15 protein-coding genes are annotated in these 13,830 nt (G+C 47.9%); 7 read left to right on the forward strand and 8 right to left on the reverse strand.

The window, feature by feature from the left end; translation table 11 throughout:
* Positions 1–35 precede the first annotated feature (35 nt).
* Both vapB and vapC read left to right on the forward strand, forming a co-directional pair.
* Positions 36–275 (forward strand): type II toxin-antitoxin system VapB family antitoxin, encoded by a 240-nt coding sequence (gene vapB / locus ACOJUN_RS06435; RefSeq protein ID WP_422135835.1) that lies wholly within the window; start codon positions 36–38, stop codon positions 273–275.
* Positions 275–688, forward strand: coding sequence for a type II toxin-antitoxin system tRNA(fMet)-specific endonuclease VapC (gene vapC, locus ACOJUN_RS06440; protein ID WP_422135836.1), 414 nt, complete (start codon positions 275–277; stop codon positions 686–688). The genes vapB and vapC overlap by 1 nt, the downstream gene beginning before the upstream one ends.
* Positions 689–874: 186 nt before the next feature.
* Here vapC and ACOJUN_RS06445 read toward each other — a convergent pair whose 3' ends face one another.
* The gene (locus tag ACOJUN_RS06445) at positions 875–1,285 is read right to left on the reverse strand and encodes a VOC family protein (protein WP_422135837.1); all 411 of its coding nucleotides are present in this window, start codon (positions 1,283–1,285) and stop codon (positions 875–877) included.
* 112 nt (positions 1,286–1,397) lie between these two features.
* Here ACOJUN_RS06445 and ACOJUN_RS06450 point away from each other — a divergent pair, with 112 nt between their 5' ends.
* Entirely contained in the window at positions 1,398–2,027 is a 630-nt protein-coding gene (locus ACOJUN_RS06450; protein ID WP_422135838.1) for a helix-turn-helix transcriptional regulator, read from the forward strand.
* Here the strand turns inward: ACOJUN_RS06450 and dsbB are convergent.
* Positions 2,011–2,565 (reverse strand): disulfide bond formation protein DsbB, encoded by a 555-nt coding sequence (gene dsbB / locus ACOJUN_RS06455; protein ID WP_422135839.1) that lies wholly within the window; start codon positions 2,563–2,565, stop codon positions 2,011–2,013. The two genes, ACOJUN_RS06450 and dsbB, sit on opposite strands and share 17 nt — an antisense overlap.
* A 266-nt stretch (positions 2,566–2,831) precedes the next feature.
* On the opposite strand from dsbB, the gene ACOJUN_RS06460 reads away from it, so the two are divergent.
* Positions 2,832–3,029 carry a type II toxin-antitoxin system VapB family antitoxin gene (locus tag ACOJUN_RS06460; RefSeq protein WP_422135840.1) on the forward strand — a complete coding sequence of 66 codons (198 nt, stop codon included), beginning with the start codon at positions 2,832–2,834 and terminating at the stop codon, positions 3,027–3,029.
* Positions 3,030–3,066: 37 nt separating this feature from the next.
* On the opposite strand, the gene serA is transcribed toward ACOJUN_RS06460, so the two are convergent.
* Complete coding sequence (gene serA, locus ACOJUN_RS06465; protein WP_422135841.1) at positions 3,067–4,296, reverse strand: phosphoglycerate dehydrogenase; 1,230 nt, start codon at positions 4,294–4,296, stop codon at positions 3,067–3,069.
* 242 nt (positions 4,297–4,538) lie between these two features.
* A complete protein-coding gene (locus ACOJUN_RS06470; RefSeq protein ID WP_317144543.1) occupies positions 4,539–4,799 on the reverse strand; it encodes a DUF4404 family protein in 261 nt (86 codons plus the stop codon).
* Between the two features lie 153 nt (positions 4,800–4,952).
* Here ACOJUN_RS06470 and ACOJUN_RS06475 point away from each other — a divergent pair, with 153 nt between their 5' ends.
* Together ACOJUN_RS06475 and ACOJUN_RS06480 are read left to right on the forward strand one after the other, a co-directional pair.
* Complete coding sequence (locus ACOJUN_RS06475; protein ID WP_422135842.1) at positions 4,953–5,615, forward strand: fumarylacetoacetate hydrolase family protein; 663 nt, start codon at positions 4,953–4,955, stop codon at positions 5,613–5,615.
* Positions 5,616–5,684: 69 nt separating this feature from the next.
* Positions 5,685–6,077, forward strand: coding sequence for a response regulator (locus tag ACOJUN_RS06480; protein WP_422135843.1), 393 nt, complete (start codon positions 5,685–5,687; stop codon positions 6,075–6,077).
* Between the two features lie 14 nt (positions 6,078–6,091).
* On the opposite strand, the gene ACOJUN_RS06485 is transcribed toward ACOJUN_RS06480, so the two are convergent.
* Positions 6,092–6,493 (reverse strand): acyl-CoA thioesterase, encoded by a 402-nt coding sequence (locus ACOJUN_RS06485; protein ID WP_422135844.1) that lies wholly within the window; start codon positions 6,491–6,493, stop codon positions 6,092–6,094.
* Between the two features lie 413 nt (positions 6,494–6,906).
* Here ACOJUN_RS06485 and ACOJUN_RS06490 point away from each other — a divergent pair, with 413 nt between their 5' ends.
* A complete protein-coding gene (locus ACOJUN_RS06490) occupies positions 6,907–7,872 on the forward strand; it encodes a PstS family phosphate ABC transporter substrate-binding protein (RefSeq protein ID WP_422135845.1) in 966 nt (321 codons plus the stop codon).
* Positions 7,873–7,930: 58 nt separating this feature from the next.
* Here ACOJUN_RS06490 and ACOJUN_RS06495 read toward each other — a convergent pair whose 3' ends face one another.
* The 3 genes from ACOJUN_RS06495 to ACOJUN_RS06505 all read right to left on the reverse strand — a co-directional run bounded on the left by ACOJUN_RS06495 (position 7,931) and on the right by ACOJUN_RS06505 (position 13,516).
* Entirely contained in the window at positions 7,931–9,253 is a 1,323-nt protein-coding gene (locus ACOJUN_RS06495; RefSeq protein ID WP_422135846.1) for a Na+/H+ antiporter family protein, read from the reverse strand.
* A 175-nt stretch (positions 9,254–9,428) separates the two neighbouring features.
* On the reverse strand, positions 9,429–11,249 hold the full coding sequence (locus tag ACOJUN_RS06500; RefSeq protein ID WP_422135847.1) for an RING finger domain-containing protein: 1,821 nt from the start codon (positions 11,247–11,249) through the stop codon (positions 9,429–9,431).
* 179 nt (positions 11,250–11,428) lie between these two features.
* Positions 11,429–13,516, reverse strand: coding sequence for an RING finger protein (locus ACOJUN_RS06505; protein ID WP_422135848.1), 2,088 nt, complete (start codon positions 13,514–13,516; stop codon positions 11,429–11,431).
* Between the last annotated feature and the right edge of the window lie 314 nt (positions 13,517–13,830).

Raw genomic sequence — 13,830 nt, forward strand, 5'->3', positions numbered from 1 at the left:
ATTTTGCATATATCATCAACCTAAAGGTGGCAACGATGGCTCAGGGTACTGTCTTTGTTAACAACCGGACACAGGCTGTTCGACTCCCCGCAGAAACCCAATTTCCTGATGGCGTCAAAAAAGTCAGCGTCAGGGTTCGTGGCAATGATCGAATTCTCTCTCCTTTGGGAAAGACCTGGGACTCATTCTTTAATGCAGACCCTGCAGAAGGCGTCACCGATGAGTTTATGGCTGAACGAGCCTCTCAGGATCAGAGAGGTCGAGAGGAATTCTGATGTTGAAGTTCTTACTTGATACTGATATCTCGATTTACGTGATAAAACGCAGGCCAGCGGAACTGCAATCTGTTTTCAATGCTTATGATGGACAGATTGCTATAAGCTCCATCACATTGTCAGAGCTACTTCACGGTGTAGAAAAAAGCGCCAATCCGAAAAGAAACAGGGATAACGTCGAGAGCTTTGTCAGCAGGCTGGAGGTCCTGGAATATACCCCTAAGGCATCTGCTCACTTCGGCAATACACGTGCAAACCTTGAAAGAGAGGGATTGGTGATAGATGTTAATGATATGCATATAGCCGCTCATGCACGCAGTGAAGGGTTGATTGCTGTAACCAATAATGTAAGAGAGTTTGATCGCGTAGAAGGGCTACGGGTCGAGAACTGGCTTGAGCAAAGAGGGCAATAAAAGACAAACGAAGCTCAAAACGGCCAGCTAGCTGGAGATAGACAGGATCTGACACTGCTTTCTTCAATACGGTGGCTTACCCGTTTAAGTTAGAAGCACCGGCAACCAAAATAAACGAAGGTAATCCTTAGTGAAGCAGACTAATAAACGACACAGGGTTTATTATTTTAGTGCCTTAGTTTTAATTCAGTAATGATTTCTTTTTGAAACGTCTTCGGTTGCATACTCAATAAACTCCCACTCCATACCATTACCGTCGCAATAGTAATGACGTCTGCGGAAATCGCCTTCCTCCTGAAAGTCCGGAATCAACTTATAACCTTCTTCCTTAAGTCTTTGATCCAGCTCATCAAGCTGTTTGACCACAAAGCCAATATGATTAACACCAAAGTGACTGTAGTCTGGTTTACTCGCTTTACCTTCAGGGTATTCATTCAGAGCCATATAAGTTGTGTCATTGCCAAAATGTACCCAGCGGCGGCCACGGAACTCTCCTCCACCTCTTATCCGAAAATCAGGAAAAGCCGCACCCAAAATACGAGTGGCTTCATCAATTGAGGGGACGGTGATATTGGCATGTTCAAGATAGGCGTTCATAACCCTCTCCAGATATGTAAAGTTTTTTATTTACATATTCAGGCTATGGCAATGGCTTTAATTTGTAAAGCTTTTTGTTTACTAACTAAGACCCCCCTCATATACTGAGGCCATGAAAAGTGAAAAAGCCCAAAACAAAATCCTCCAGCTCCTGAAGAAGGAAGGTGCAAAAACTGCCGTGGAACTGGGCAAGACACTCGACATCACCAGCATGGGTGCCAGACAACATCTCGAAAGAATGGAGAAAGAAGGCCTGGTATCCAGTGAGGAAGTCAGTAAAGGGGTCGGTCGCCCCAAGAAGCTCTGGCAGCTGACGGAAAAGTCGCAGTCACACTTTCCTGATCGTCATGATCAGCTTACGGTAGACATGCTGATTTCCATCAAGAATGTATTTGGTGAACAGGGCTTGGATGAACTGATAGAACATCGCTCGAAAGAAACAGGCCGACAATATCATGAGGCACTCGATAGCCATAAAGATCTGGAAGGCAAAATAAAAGCGCTGGCCAAGGTCCGCTCCAGGGAAGGATACATGGCAGATTACGAAGCCACCGATGTGGGGTTTATCTTCTATGAAAACCATTGCCCGATCTGCTCAGCAGCCAGGGCCTGTCAGGGGTTCTGCCGGTCAGAATTAGAAGTGTTTGCAGAACTTTTTGAGGGGATAGCAAGGGTTGAGCGCCTGGAGCATATACTCCAGGGCGCCCGAAGGTGTGCTTACTCGATTACTTTGATTTCCTGAACAGACTGATCAGACAAAGCATGTAGGCCAGAATATAGAGACCAAAGATAAACGTCATCCAGTGAGCCATATTCATTCCCAGGAATAGCCAGCCATCCTGCCCGCAGAAACCGGACGGCAGGAACATTTGAGGCCACCAATCATAAAGCGGCAGATCGAATGGGAAGCTAGGCAGAGCCTTGCAGGTCATGAACAAGTCTGCAGACGTGTAGTAGCCCAGCATTTTGATCGAAGCATCCAACCCATAGGCAGCACCGGCAATCCAGATGATGTATCCGAGACCTCTTGCCAGTTTGTTTCGTGGCACCACCAGCATGACCAAGGCTGCAAGGCCGATCAGTAATACAGCCAGACGCTGATAAACACAAAGTTCACAGGGGTCCAGATACATGACGTACTGAAAATAAAGGGCTACAGACTCCAGAAAAACAGCCGTCAGCAGCATGATCAGCCAGGTAGTCCTGGCATTCTGCCAGTCACGAATAGCCCCAAGAGGATCCGTTCTGAAATCAGTCCAGAGATGAGAGAGTTTCGTCAAAACAGCGCTTCTCCAAAAGCCTGTATATTGTTCTAAGTAGGTTGGAGACTCAACTTGGAGTCCGACAGCTAAAGATACTGCATGCCCCTGTTGAGTGTAAGACACATTACAAGAAACTGACGGGATCAATTGTTTCCATAGGAGCTGTTTATCGACATTTTCAGAAGACTTCAAAGCAATTAAGAAATTCTCTCCCGACTTCTGATTTACAGTCTAAAACATATCCAGAGAATCAACTCAACATATGCTCTATACGAGACGCTGTTATGAGAATCCATACAGTCATTGATGAAACGCTCATGCATGATGCCCTTGAAATAACCGGGTTAAAAACGAAGCGTGAGGCTATTGAAAAAGGACTCAGGCTTTTGATCAAGCTGAGCAGGCAAGAATTGATCAGACAATATCGTGGAAAGCTCAACTGGGAAGGCGATCTGGATTGCCTGAGAGTTGACGATGACTAACCCTGGAAACCGGGCCTGCGGCCCGGCTACATCAAACTCAGTAAAGAACCCGGCAACGAATGGTGCCGTCGATTTCTTTCAGCTTCTCCAGCGCAATGTCACTGTGATCGGCATCTACGTCAATGACCACATAACCCACGGATTCATTGGTTTGCAGGAACTGACCGCTGATATTGATATTGTTCAGGGAGAAAACCTTGTTGATGGCTACCAGAACTCCGGGGATATTCTTGTGAATATGCAGGATACGATGCTTGTCCGGATGCCCAGGCAATGAGACTTCAGGGAAGTTAACAGACGACAATGTTGTACCATTATCACTGTACATAACAAACTTCTCGGAGACTTCACGACCAATATTTTCCTGCGCTTCCTGAGTACTGCCACCCACGTGAGGTGTCAAAATGACGTTATCCAGTCCACGCAGAGGGCTGACAAACTCATCACTGTTAGAACGTGGTTCTTCCGGGAAAACATCGATTGCAGCCCCCAGCAACTTGCCCGTTTCAATCGCCGAAGCCAGGGACTGAATGTCGACAACAGTTCCGCGAGAAGCATTGATCAGAATACTGCCTTCCTTCATAGCCGCAAACTGCTCTTCGCCAAACATCCATTGAGTGGCGGGTGTTTCAGGAACGTGCAGGCTGACAACATCAGACATGGACAGCAGATCATTGAGACTGCCGACCTGACTGGCATTACCGATGGAGAGCTTGGTCACCACATCGTAGTAATAAACGTCCATGCCCATAGATTCAGCCAAAACACTTAGTTGGCTTCCGATACTGCCGTAGCCAATAATACCCAGCTTTTTACCGCGAATTTCATAGGAATTGGCGGCACTCTTCTGCCAGCCACCCCGGTGAGCAACGGCATTCTTTTCAGGCACACCCCGCAACAGAAGAATGGCCTCAGCCAGAACCAGCTCAGCAACAGAGCGAGTGTTGGAATAAGGTGCATTAAAGACCGGGATTCCCCGTGACGTAGCAGCATCCAGCTCTACCTGGTTGGTACCGATGCAGAAACAACCAACAGCGATCAGCTTCTGGGCTGCAGCAAAGACGTCTTCACTCAGCTGGGTTCGGGATCGAATGCCTACAAAGTGCGCTTCGGAAATCCGCTGCTTCAGCTCATCGTCTGGTAAGGACTTGGAAACATAATCAATATTGGTGTAGCCGGAAGCTTCAAGCACTTCCACAGCAGACTGATGAACCCCCTCCAGAAGAAGGAATCGAATCTTACTCTTGTCCAGGGAAATAGAGGGCATAACAATAGCTCGGATGTCTTTTAATCTACCTTGAAAAGTACTTCAGCCAAATTGAGTGGGAAATACTGTCAATGGCTGAATACAACCCGAGTCATCTGGTTTCAGAACCGACCGGGGTGTGGATAATAGCATAAAAAAGAGAAAAACCCTTACCTTGAGTGTATGAATCAGATGTTCCTTGTCCAATCACCACTACAGGACTTAAACCTCGCGTGCAGAGCAGTTATTATGTGTTTTCTGTTTCAGACACCTATGCTTGATAGCGTAGTCAGAATCTGTCTGATGGCCTGAGACAATGCAGGATGTTGTTCGGAAAACTTGATCGCTTCCTGCTCGAGCTGTTCGTTGTAGTCCTGCAGAGGAATATCGCCCTCTGCCTGAGCCAGAGCCAGCTGCAGTTCATCGGTAATTTGCTTGAGAGCCCCTGCAGTACATTCGTCCACAGGCTGTCCTTCAAGCAGGTCATGCAGATTCTGGATATTCAGGTGGAGTTCTTCAGACATGACGTGCTCCTGTGATCAGGTTAATCTGGAAAACACAATATTTGTACTGTGAATGATAGCTTCAGCAGTCGTACCCGGCTGATAAATACTAGCGATGTGCCAGGCCATGAGCAAAATAAAAACACAAGAACAAACAAGCAAGAAGGACGCCCTATGAAGTACAGGCATCACTGGCTAAGTGGCGACCGCATTGATCTGCCGGCCGGCAAAGTGGTGTGTGTCGGCCGAAATTATGCCGAGCACATTCGGGAGTTGAACAATCCGCTGCCCGACGATCCCGTGTTGTTTATCAAACCTTCAACATCACTGACAGCTCTGGAAATACCCTTTGCCATTCCCGTCGATCGCGGTGAAGTTCACCACGAAACAGAAATAGCAATTCTGATGGACACCCGACTCCAGAATGCCAGCGAGAATGAGAGCATTGATGCCATCAAGGCAATAGGGCTGGCATTGGATCTGACACTCCGGGATGTTCAGTCCCGGCTAAAAGAAAAAGGACTGCCATGGGAAGTGGCCAAAGCCTTTGATGGCAGCTGCCCCGTTTCAGGGTTTATTGCCAAAGAGCACCTGCCCGATCTCGATAACATTCACTTCAGCCTTAAAATTAATGGGCAGACACGTCAGGAAGACACTTCAGCCCATATGCTGACCTCAATTCCGGGGCTGATCAGCTACATAAGCCGTCACTTCACACTGGAACCCGGCGATATTGTCCTCACTGGCACTCCGGCCGGCGTTGGTCCTCTGAAGCAGGGAGATCGGCTGGAATTAGCTATTACTGACCGCTTTAGTCTGGCAACATCCTGCATTTGATCCTAAAGAACCCGGCACTTCTTCAGATATTGACTGTAGAGAAATCAGGCCACAGGCAAAGGAAAGCCAGTGTCAGTCAGGGAAACCTACAGCGTCCATATTCTGGTGGTGGAAGATAGCCAGGTAAACCAGATGGTGGTCAAAAAGCTACTTGAAAAATTGGGCTGCAGCTGCAAAGTGGCCCAGAATGGTCAGGAAGCACTGGACATTCTTGAGACTTCAGAGGCCTTCAACCTGATTCTCATGGATTGCATGATGCCCATCATGGGTGGTCTGGAAGCCACTGAAAAAATCAGAGCCTCCGGGCAACACTATGCCGGAATACCGGTTATCGCTTTCACAGCCAACACCTCGGAATCGGATAAGATTGCCTGTAAGTCTGCCGGTATGGACGATTTTCTGGACAAACCTGTTTCACTTGCATCTTTATCAGAAAAGCTGGTTCTTTGGACCCAAGACTGAAACTGCCTCAAATCCTAAGGGCTTTTGGCGCTCTGGATTCGAGACGTTCTGCCCTGTGTATCAATGGCTACAAAAACCATATTGGCTTCAGTCAGCTTGGCGCGACCGTGTTTATCTTCCACCCAGGCTTCAACGACCACCCGAATTGACGTTTTGCCGACCTCTGTCACCCGGGTGAACAGCGCAAGAATATCGCCCATTTTAACTGAGCGCATAAAACTCATACTGCCGATACTAACGGTGACAACACGTCCTGTGGCAATCTTTCTGGCCATGATTGCGCCAGCCTGATCAATCTGCATGGCCACCCAGCCACCAAAGACATCGCCTGTCGTATTAACAGATTGGTAGTCTGCCAGCACTTTCAGCGTCAGTTCTCCCTGAGGTCCGGGAGCAAGATCATTATTCAGTTCCATATTGCTCTCTAGCACTTGATGTTTTTATTTTTTTGGCGCAACCGACTCTGAAAATCCCTATATATAATGTCAGTTGTTTCTTGCGCCCGCGATCTTCCTGATCGTGAAGCTTTTCCAGCTGAAGGTATTTTACTTCTCTTCTCAGTTAGCGTTGTAGCTAAAACACTCAGCGAATAGAAACTGGCACAGGAGGCATGCTTTGCAAGCCGGGCTCGTACCTGTCTTGGCATTTCATCAGTAATCTACAATCAAGTTGGAATTAAAGTCAGTGATTTTACATTATGACTATTGCGAATATAAAGCTTCACTGTCGTTCATATAACTGTCACATTTTCATCTTATAGTTCTTGCCAGTAAACAAATGCCTGTAGCTGTATAAGAGAGGCTAAAAAATCCCTTTAGGAGAGATACGAATGAAGCTTAGAGCTCTAATAACAACAATTGCCCTTGCGACCGGAATCCAGGCTGCCTCTGCCAGTCAGATTGACGCTGAGATCCCCACTTATAAGAAAGCCAGTGGTGTATCAGGCAATCTGTCCAGTGTCGGCTCTGACACTCTGGCTAACCTGATGACTCTGTGGGCAGAAGATTTCAAGCGTGAATATCCTAATGTGAACGTACAGATTCAGGCTGCCGGTTCTTCTACTGCACCACCCGCTCTGACGGAAGGAACGTCCAACATCGGCCCCATGAGCCGCAAGATGAAAGACAAGGAACTGGAAGCTTTTGAGAAGAAGCATGGCTACAAGCCCACTGCTGTTCCGGTTGCCATTGACGCTCTGGCTGTTTTCGTCAATAAGGACAACCCAATCAAGGGTCTGACCATGGCTCAAGTGGACGCTATTTTCTCCTCCACCCGCAAGTGTGGTGGCGACAAAGACATCAGTACCTGGGGTGCTGCCGGTCTGGACGGAGCCTGGAAAAACCGCTCAATCCAGTTGTACGGCCGTAACTCTGTATCCGGCACTTACGGTTACTTCAAGAAGAAAGCCCTCTGCAAAGGTGATTTCCGTAACAACGTAAATGAGCAGCCTGGTTCTGCTTCTGTGGTTCAGTCTGTCAGTGCATCTGTAAACGGCATCGGCTACTCCGGCATCGGTTACCAGACTTCCAGCGTACGTACTGTACCTCTGGCCAAGAAAGCCGGTCAGCCATTCGTTGAGGCAACGCCCGCTAACGCTGTCAACAACTCTTATCCACTGTCTCGTTTCCTGTACGTGTACGTTAACAAGCAGCCCAACAAGAAGTTGTCCCCTCTGGAAGGCGAATTCCTGAAGATGGTACTGTCTCAGCAGGGTCAGGAAGTCGTCGTTAAAGACGGTTACATCCCTCTGCCTGCCAAGGTGGTTGAAAAGTATCTGTCTGAACTCGATCTGTAATCACAGATTCATGAGTGATCCACACGGGGCCATCTGGCCCCGTTTTTATGGCGGGTACTCAAAGAATCATGGCGGCAATCCAGCCAAAAATAATCATCGGAATATTAAAGTGTAAAAAGGTGGGAATCACCGAATCCCGGATGTGGTCGTGCTGACCATCCACGTTCAAGCCGGCAGTGGGACCAATGGTAGATTCTGAAACCGGGGAGCCTGCATCACCTAATGCTCCTGCGACTCCCACAAGACAGGCTATCGCCAGTGGCGTAAATCCAAGTTCCATGCCCAGTGGCACATAAAGGGTGGCAATAATCGGAACCGTAGAGAACGAAGAGCCAATACCCATAGTGATCAGTAACCCGACCAGAAGCATAAGAATGGCCGCAAGAGCCTGACTGCCTCCCACAAACATCTGTACCTGACTCACCAGCTCTGGAATATCACCTGTTGAGCGGAGCACTTCCGCAAAACCTGCGGCCGAGATCATGATGAAGCCAAAAGCTGCCATCATGCGCAGACCCTCATTGAATACCTCATCTGCTTCCCGCCAGCAGACGACTCGCCCAATGACCATGGTAATAAAGCCCAGTGCAGCAGCGAGAACCATGGACCCGGTTGTCAATTGACTCACCAGCACCAGAACAATGGCTATGACAGAGGTAATAATGGCAGGCTTGCTTAACTGAATATCTTGTTCATGAATCAAAATGGTCTCTTCTACACGATAGGTTCTGGACTTTCGGTAACTGAAAAAAACAGCCAGCAACAACCCCAGGAACATACCCAAAACGGGAATCGCCATCGCCAGCGGCATCTGGCTCAGTTCAATATCCAGCCCATTCTCCTGAAGGTTGCCACCAAGAATCTGATTCAGATAGACATTGCCAAAGCCTACAGGAAAAATCATATAGGTCGCGGTAAGGCCAAAGGTAAGAAGACAGACCACCTGACGACGATCAATCGCCATAGCACTGAATACCGATAACAAGGGAGGAATCAGTATGGGAATAAAGGCTATGTGGATAGGTATCAGGTTCTGGGAAGAAAAAGCCATCAACACAAGCGCCAGAAACAGGCTGTACTTTAGCTTCACATTATTGTGCGAGCTGTTGCTGTTCTTTACTTTGCGGATGATCTTTCCAGCCATCCACTCAGGTATGCCGGAGCGGGCAATGGCTACAGCAAAAGCACCCAGCATGGCGTAACTGATAGCAATGCCTACGCCACCGCCCAAACCTCTGGAGAATGCCTCCAGAGTCTGGAAGATATCCAGACCACCGATCACTCCCCCGGCCAGAGCCCCCACAAACAGTGCCAGAACCACATTAACGCGCAACAAGCTCAACGCGAGCATGACGGCAACCGCCAGAATCACTGCGTTCATATTAATTCCAAATTGTATTTTATCGTTATAACGGCCAGCGGCTATCTATAGTGAAGCATGGACAATAGCGGCATTACCAGATTGTAGTTAATTGGTTTATTTTTCGCGCAAATAGAGAATTAGCAGGCCAAATAACTATAAAGTGAAGAAATATCCCTGAAAACGCAGGCTGGAATCAATTCTCTGGCGAGTTGCTCTTATATTGATCAACTAATGGCCTGAGTGCCCGTGCCTGCTGAGCAATGGTCGGATCACCGCTATCTTCTGCATTGCTCAACCTTACATAGACATTATTGTCATCTTCAGGCCAGCAGGTTCTTGTTCCTGTCTGCATTTGTAATACCAGATGTTGCACAGAGAACAAATGAACGGTTGGCTCAATGGCTCGTGCCCGCTCAGCAAGGTCCCGATCATTGCTTCGCTGTGCACTACTCAACCTTGTATAGATATATCTGTCATCATCAGGCCAGGTCTCACTCCCCGCCTGCACTTGTGCCAACAGATGCCGCACAGAGTAATAATTAACCAATGGCTCAAGTGCTTCTGCCTGCTCAGCAATGACCAGATCATTACAATCCCTTGCAATACCCAACCATGTATGGATATAACTGTCATTCCAGGCCTCATCCTCTGCCTGCACTTGAGATACCTGATGCTGTACAGCGTACAAATTAGCTAATGGATAAATTGCCCGCGCCTGCTTTGCAATGGCCGGATCAGGGTTGTCTACCAGCATTCTCAACGACCCTAGATGGATAAAACCCTCATATCCGGGCCAGGTTCTATTCCCTGCCCGCACTTGCAACACCAGACGCTGCGCAGAGTACAATTTTACTAATGGATAAATTGCCCGTGCCTGCTCTGCAATGGCTGAATTATTACAAAATAGCGCAGCATTCAACCTTACGAAGATACTATAGTCATCTTCAGGCCAGGTCCCTCTACCTAGCAGCATTCCCATCACAATATGAATCACCTCTTGCAGTCCTTTCCGGATCTCTTTCCATGTCAGAAAATCACCCAAAGCGCTCTGATCATGCCGACAATATGGGCAGAAACGATTCCCTTCCATGTTAACTTCTCCTGTCAGCCACTGTTTCAGGCATTCCAGATGGAACAAATGCAAACATGACGTTTTCATCACGTCGTCAGATTGTTCTAAATTAAGCAGGCATACGCTGCAAGTTTCCCCAACATATTCAACCCCCTGCGCTTCTTCAAAATCATTCGAATCAGATTGAGGCAGCATAAATACCGGATACAACATAACTGTTTCTGGCTGATGCATCTGCCCATGACCAGACAAATCTTTCCCCGATAGTTCAGCAAGCAGTTCCGAGGCATCTAACGGCACCCGACTGAATAACGACCTGTTGAATGCCATCTTCTGTGTAATACCTGCCAAAGCCGCAGATAAATCTTTGTCACTGACGAATGGTCTGGATTGACCGGAAGTGGTGGGATATCCATTATAAAGCCATTGTTTCAGCCGCTGGCCGATCCCGAGCAGCACTGACAGGTAGTCAAACTGCCAGTCGGGCATTTTAAACAATCCCCTGCCGGAAATGCCCGGTATAAATAGAGGAGGGGGTGGTGGGTCAGGTGGAAATCCGCCTCCTGATAATCGCAAGGCGGATTCAGGTGTTGATGTGGGCCATTCAGGCAGAGCAAAACCCGTGCTATTTTTCTCTCTCTTCTCAAAAACATTCTCTAAAGACATCAGCCACTGCCACAGAGCTGACAGGAGAGAACCAGGCTGCTGGAGAAATGAACCTTTACCGTCATCCATTGACCAGACCGGTGAGGGCTGATCAAACCATTGCCCTTCTGCCTGCTTTACTTCGTTGCTGTCTGTTGCCCGGTCACTCTCCTTACTGGCGGTTCTGTCTACTTGCCATTCAGGGCTGATACACGCAAAGCTTCCCTGTTCCGTTGCGGGAATATCAATATCGCGATTCAGGAAATAACAGGTAAACGATGCCTCAGCTATTGGCACCCCAAGAGCGACTCCAATGGCCGCCAGAAAGATCAAGAGTGTACATATGAATGAAAACGGCTTTAAGTCGCACACAAACTTTCGCTTTTTTTCAGTCGGAGCCTGAGTGTAGCTCATTGTGCGGACACACCTGCCTGAATATTGAAGCAGAGAGGTCTCGCTGAAAAAGCAGCCCGGAATCAATTCCCTGACGACTTACTCTTATATTGATCAACTAATGGTTTAAGTGCCCGCGCCTGCTGAGCGATGGCCGGATCAGTGCATTTTCCTGCACTACTCAACCTTAAATAGACACTATTATCATCTTCAGGCCAGCTAATCCTTAATCCTTTCTGCATTCGTGACACCAGGTTCTGCACGGAGTAAAAATTAACGGCTGGCTCAAGTGCCCGTGCCTGCTCAGCAATGGCCGGATCATCGCTTCCTTGTGCACTTCTCAACCTTGTATAGATATCACTGTCATCATCAGGCCAGATATCACCCCAAGCCTGCCTCAGCGACAACAGATTCCTGACAGAGTAAAAATTAACCAATGGCTCAAGTGCTTCTGCCTGCTCAGCAACAGCCAGATCATTGCTGGCTTTTGCAATCCTCAACTCTTCATGGATATGCCAGTCATTATCGGGCCAGGTCTCTCTCCCTGCCCGCATTTGTGACACCTGATATTGTAAAGCGTACAAATTAGCTAATGGATAAATAGCCCACGCCTGCTCAGCAATGGCTGGATCAGGGTTATTTACTAATCTCCACAACGACCCCATGAGATGACTCTCATCTCCAGCCCAGCTTCTTTTCCCAGCCTGTATTTGTGATATCAGATGCTGCGCAGAGTACAAATTCACTAATGGATAAAGTGCACTTGCCTGCTCAGAAGTGGCAACATTATCGCCATATTCCCTCCATGCCTTACTAATGGTTCCATCAGTACCATATGACCCAAGATTTAACCCAACACTCAGGCGTGCTAAGAAATGGTCATCAGTACCAAAAAAGGCAACATTCAGCATTTCGAAGACACCACGGTCATCGTCTGGCCAGACCCCTTTTCCTGCCTGCATTTGTGAAACCAATTGCTGCACAGAGTAAAGAAAAATTGTCGGCTTAAGTGCCCGTGCCTGCTTAACAATGGCCGGAACATTACTGCCCAGTGCCATTCTCAACCTCAGAGCGATATCACGCTCATCGTCAGGCCAGGCCCTTCTCCCTGCTTCTATTTGTGACATCAGATGTTGCAGGGAGTACAAAGAAACTGACGGCCAAAGTGCCCGCACCTGCTCAGCAATTTCCGGATCATCGATAGCTTCTGCCATTCTCAACTCTAAAAAGATATGCCCATCATTGTCAGGCCAGGTCGCTCTCCCTGACTGCACTTGGGACACCAGATGCCGCACAGAGTAAAAATTAACTAATGGCCAAAGTGCCCGCACCTGCTCAGCGATGGCTGGATCATTGCTGACTCCTGCATGGATCAGCCTTTCATAGATATACCTCTCATTTTCAGGCCAGGTCCCTCTTTCTAAAAGCATTTCCGTCACAATATGAGCCACCTCTTGCATTTCTTTCTGGATCAGAAAGTCACCCAGAGCACTCTGATCCTGCCGACAATATGGACATAAATGGTTGCCTTTCATGTTAATTTCTTTTGTTAGACACCGTTTCAGGCAGTCCATATGGAACAAATGCAAACACGACGTTTTCACCAGGTCGTCAGATTCTTCAAAGTTATTCCGGCATGCTCCGCAAGTTTCCCCAACATATTCAACCCCCTGCGCTTCTTCAAAGTCATCCAAATCAGATTGAGGCAGCATAAAAACGGGATACAACATAACTGTTTCTGGCTGGTGCCTCTGCCTGTGACCAGACAAACCTTTCCCCGATAGTTGAGCAAGCAGTTCCGAAGCATCTAACGGCGCCTGACGGAATAACGAACTGCTGAACACCCTCTTCTGTGAAATCTCTGCCAAAGCCGCAGATAAATCTGTGTCAGTAACGAATTGTCCGGGAGTGCTGCGATATCCATCATAAAACCATTGTTTCAACCACTGCCCGATCCTGAACAGAGCTGACAGGTAGTCAAACTGACAGTCAGGCCTATTAAACAATCCCTTGCCAGGAATACCCGGCATAAATGGTGGAGGTGGTGGGTCGGGTGGAAATCCGCCTCCTGATAATCGCAAGGTGGGTTCAGGGGTTGATGTGGGCCATTCTGGCAGTGCAAAGCCTGTGCTATTTTTCTCTCTTATCTCAGGAACATTCTCCGAAGACATTAGCCACTGCCACAGAGATGACAAGAGTAAAACGGGCTGCTGGAGAAATGAGCCTTTAACGTCATCAGTTGACCTTACTGGTGAGGGCAAGAGCAGAGAGCCTTCAGGCACAAAGCAGACAAAATCGGATATCAGATAAGCCTCTTGATCAGACGTCCCATTTACGACGACGAGCAGAAGTCCTTGAGAGTTGTCAGCAGCAAATCCAATGACTGCCAGAGAGATCAAGAACTTACAAAAGAAAATGGTTTTAAGTCGCACACAAACTTTCGCTTTTCTTCAGTCGGAGCCTGAGTGTAGCTCATAGTGCGGGC

Source organism: Endozoicomonas sp. ALD040, from assembly GCF_049275945.1.
In the GTDB taxonomy this organism is placed as follows: domain Bacteria; phylum Pseudomonadota; class Gammaproteobacteria; order Pseudomonadales; family Endozoicomonadaceae; genus Endozoicomonas_A.

Bases quoted from the DNA above. Each gene is read 5' to 3' on its own strand.
- vapB (WP_422135835.1), top strand. From the start codon at position 36: ATGGCTCAGGGTACTGTCTTTGTTAACAACCGGACACAGGCTGTTCGA.
- vapC (WP_422135836.1), top strand. From the start codon at position 275: ATGTTGAAGTTCTTACTTGATACTGATATCTCGATTTACGTGATAAAA.
- ACOJUN_RS06445 (WP_422135837.1), bottom strand. From the start codon at position 1,285: ATGAACGCCTATCTTGAACATGCCAATATCACCGTCCCCTCAATTGAT.
- ACOJUN_RS06450 (WP_422135838.1), top strand. From the start codon at position 1,398: ATGAAAAGTGAAAAAGCCCAAAACAAAATCCTCCAGCTCCTGAAGAAG.
- ACOJUN_RS06460 (WP_422135840.1), top strand. From the start codon at position 2,832: ATGAGAATCCATACAGTCATTGATGAAACGCTCATGCATGATGCCCTT.
- serA (WP_422135841.1), bottom strand. From the start codon at position 4,296: ATGCCCTCTATTTCCCTGGACAAGAGTAAGATTCGATTCCTTCTTCTG.
- ACOJUN_RS06470 (WP_317144543.1), bottom strand. From the start codon at position 4,799: ATGTCTGAAGAACTCCACCTGAATATCCAGAATCTGCATGACCTGCTT.
- ACOJUN_RS06475 (WP_422135842.1), top strand. From the start codon at position 4,953: ATGAAGTACAGGCATCACTGGCTAAGTGGCGACCGCATTGATCTGCCG.
- ACOJUN_RS06485 (WP_422135844.1), bottom strand. From the start codon at position 6,493: ATGGAACTGAATAATGATCTTGCTCCCGGACCTCAGGGAGAACTGACG.
- ACOJUN_RS06490 (WP_422135845.1), top strand. From the start codon at position 6,907: ATGAAGCTTAGAGCTCTAATAACAACAATTGCCCTTGCGACCGGAATC.
- ACOJUN_RS06495 (WP_422135846.1), bottom strand. From the start codon at position 9,253: ATGAACGCAGTGATTCTGGCGGTTGCCGTCATGCTCGCGTTGAGCTTG.
- ACOJUN_RS06505 (WP_422135848.1), bottom strand. From the start codon at position 13,516: ATGTCTTCGGAGAATGTTCCTGAGATAAGAGAGAAAAATAGCACAGGC.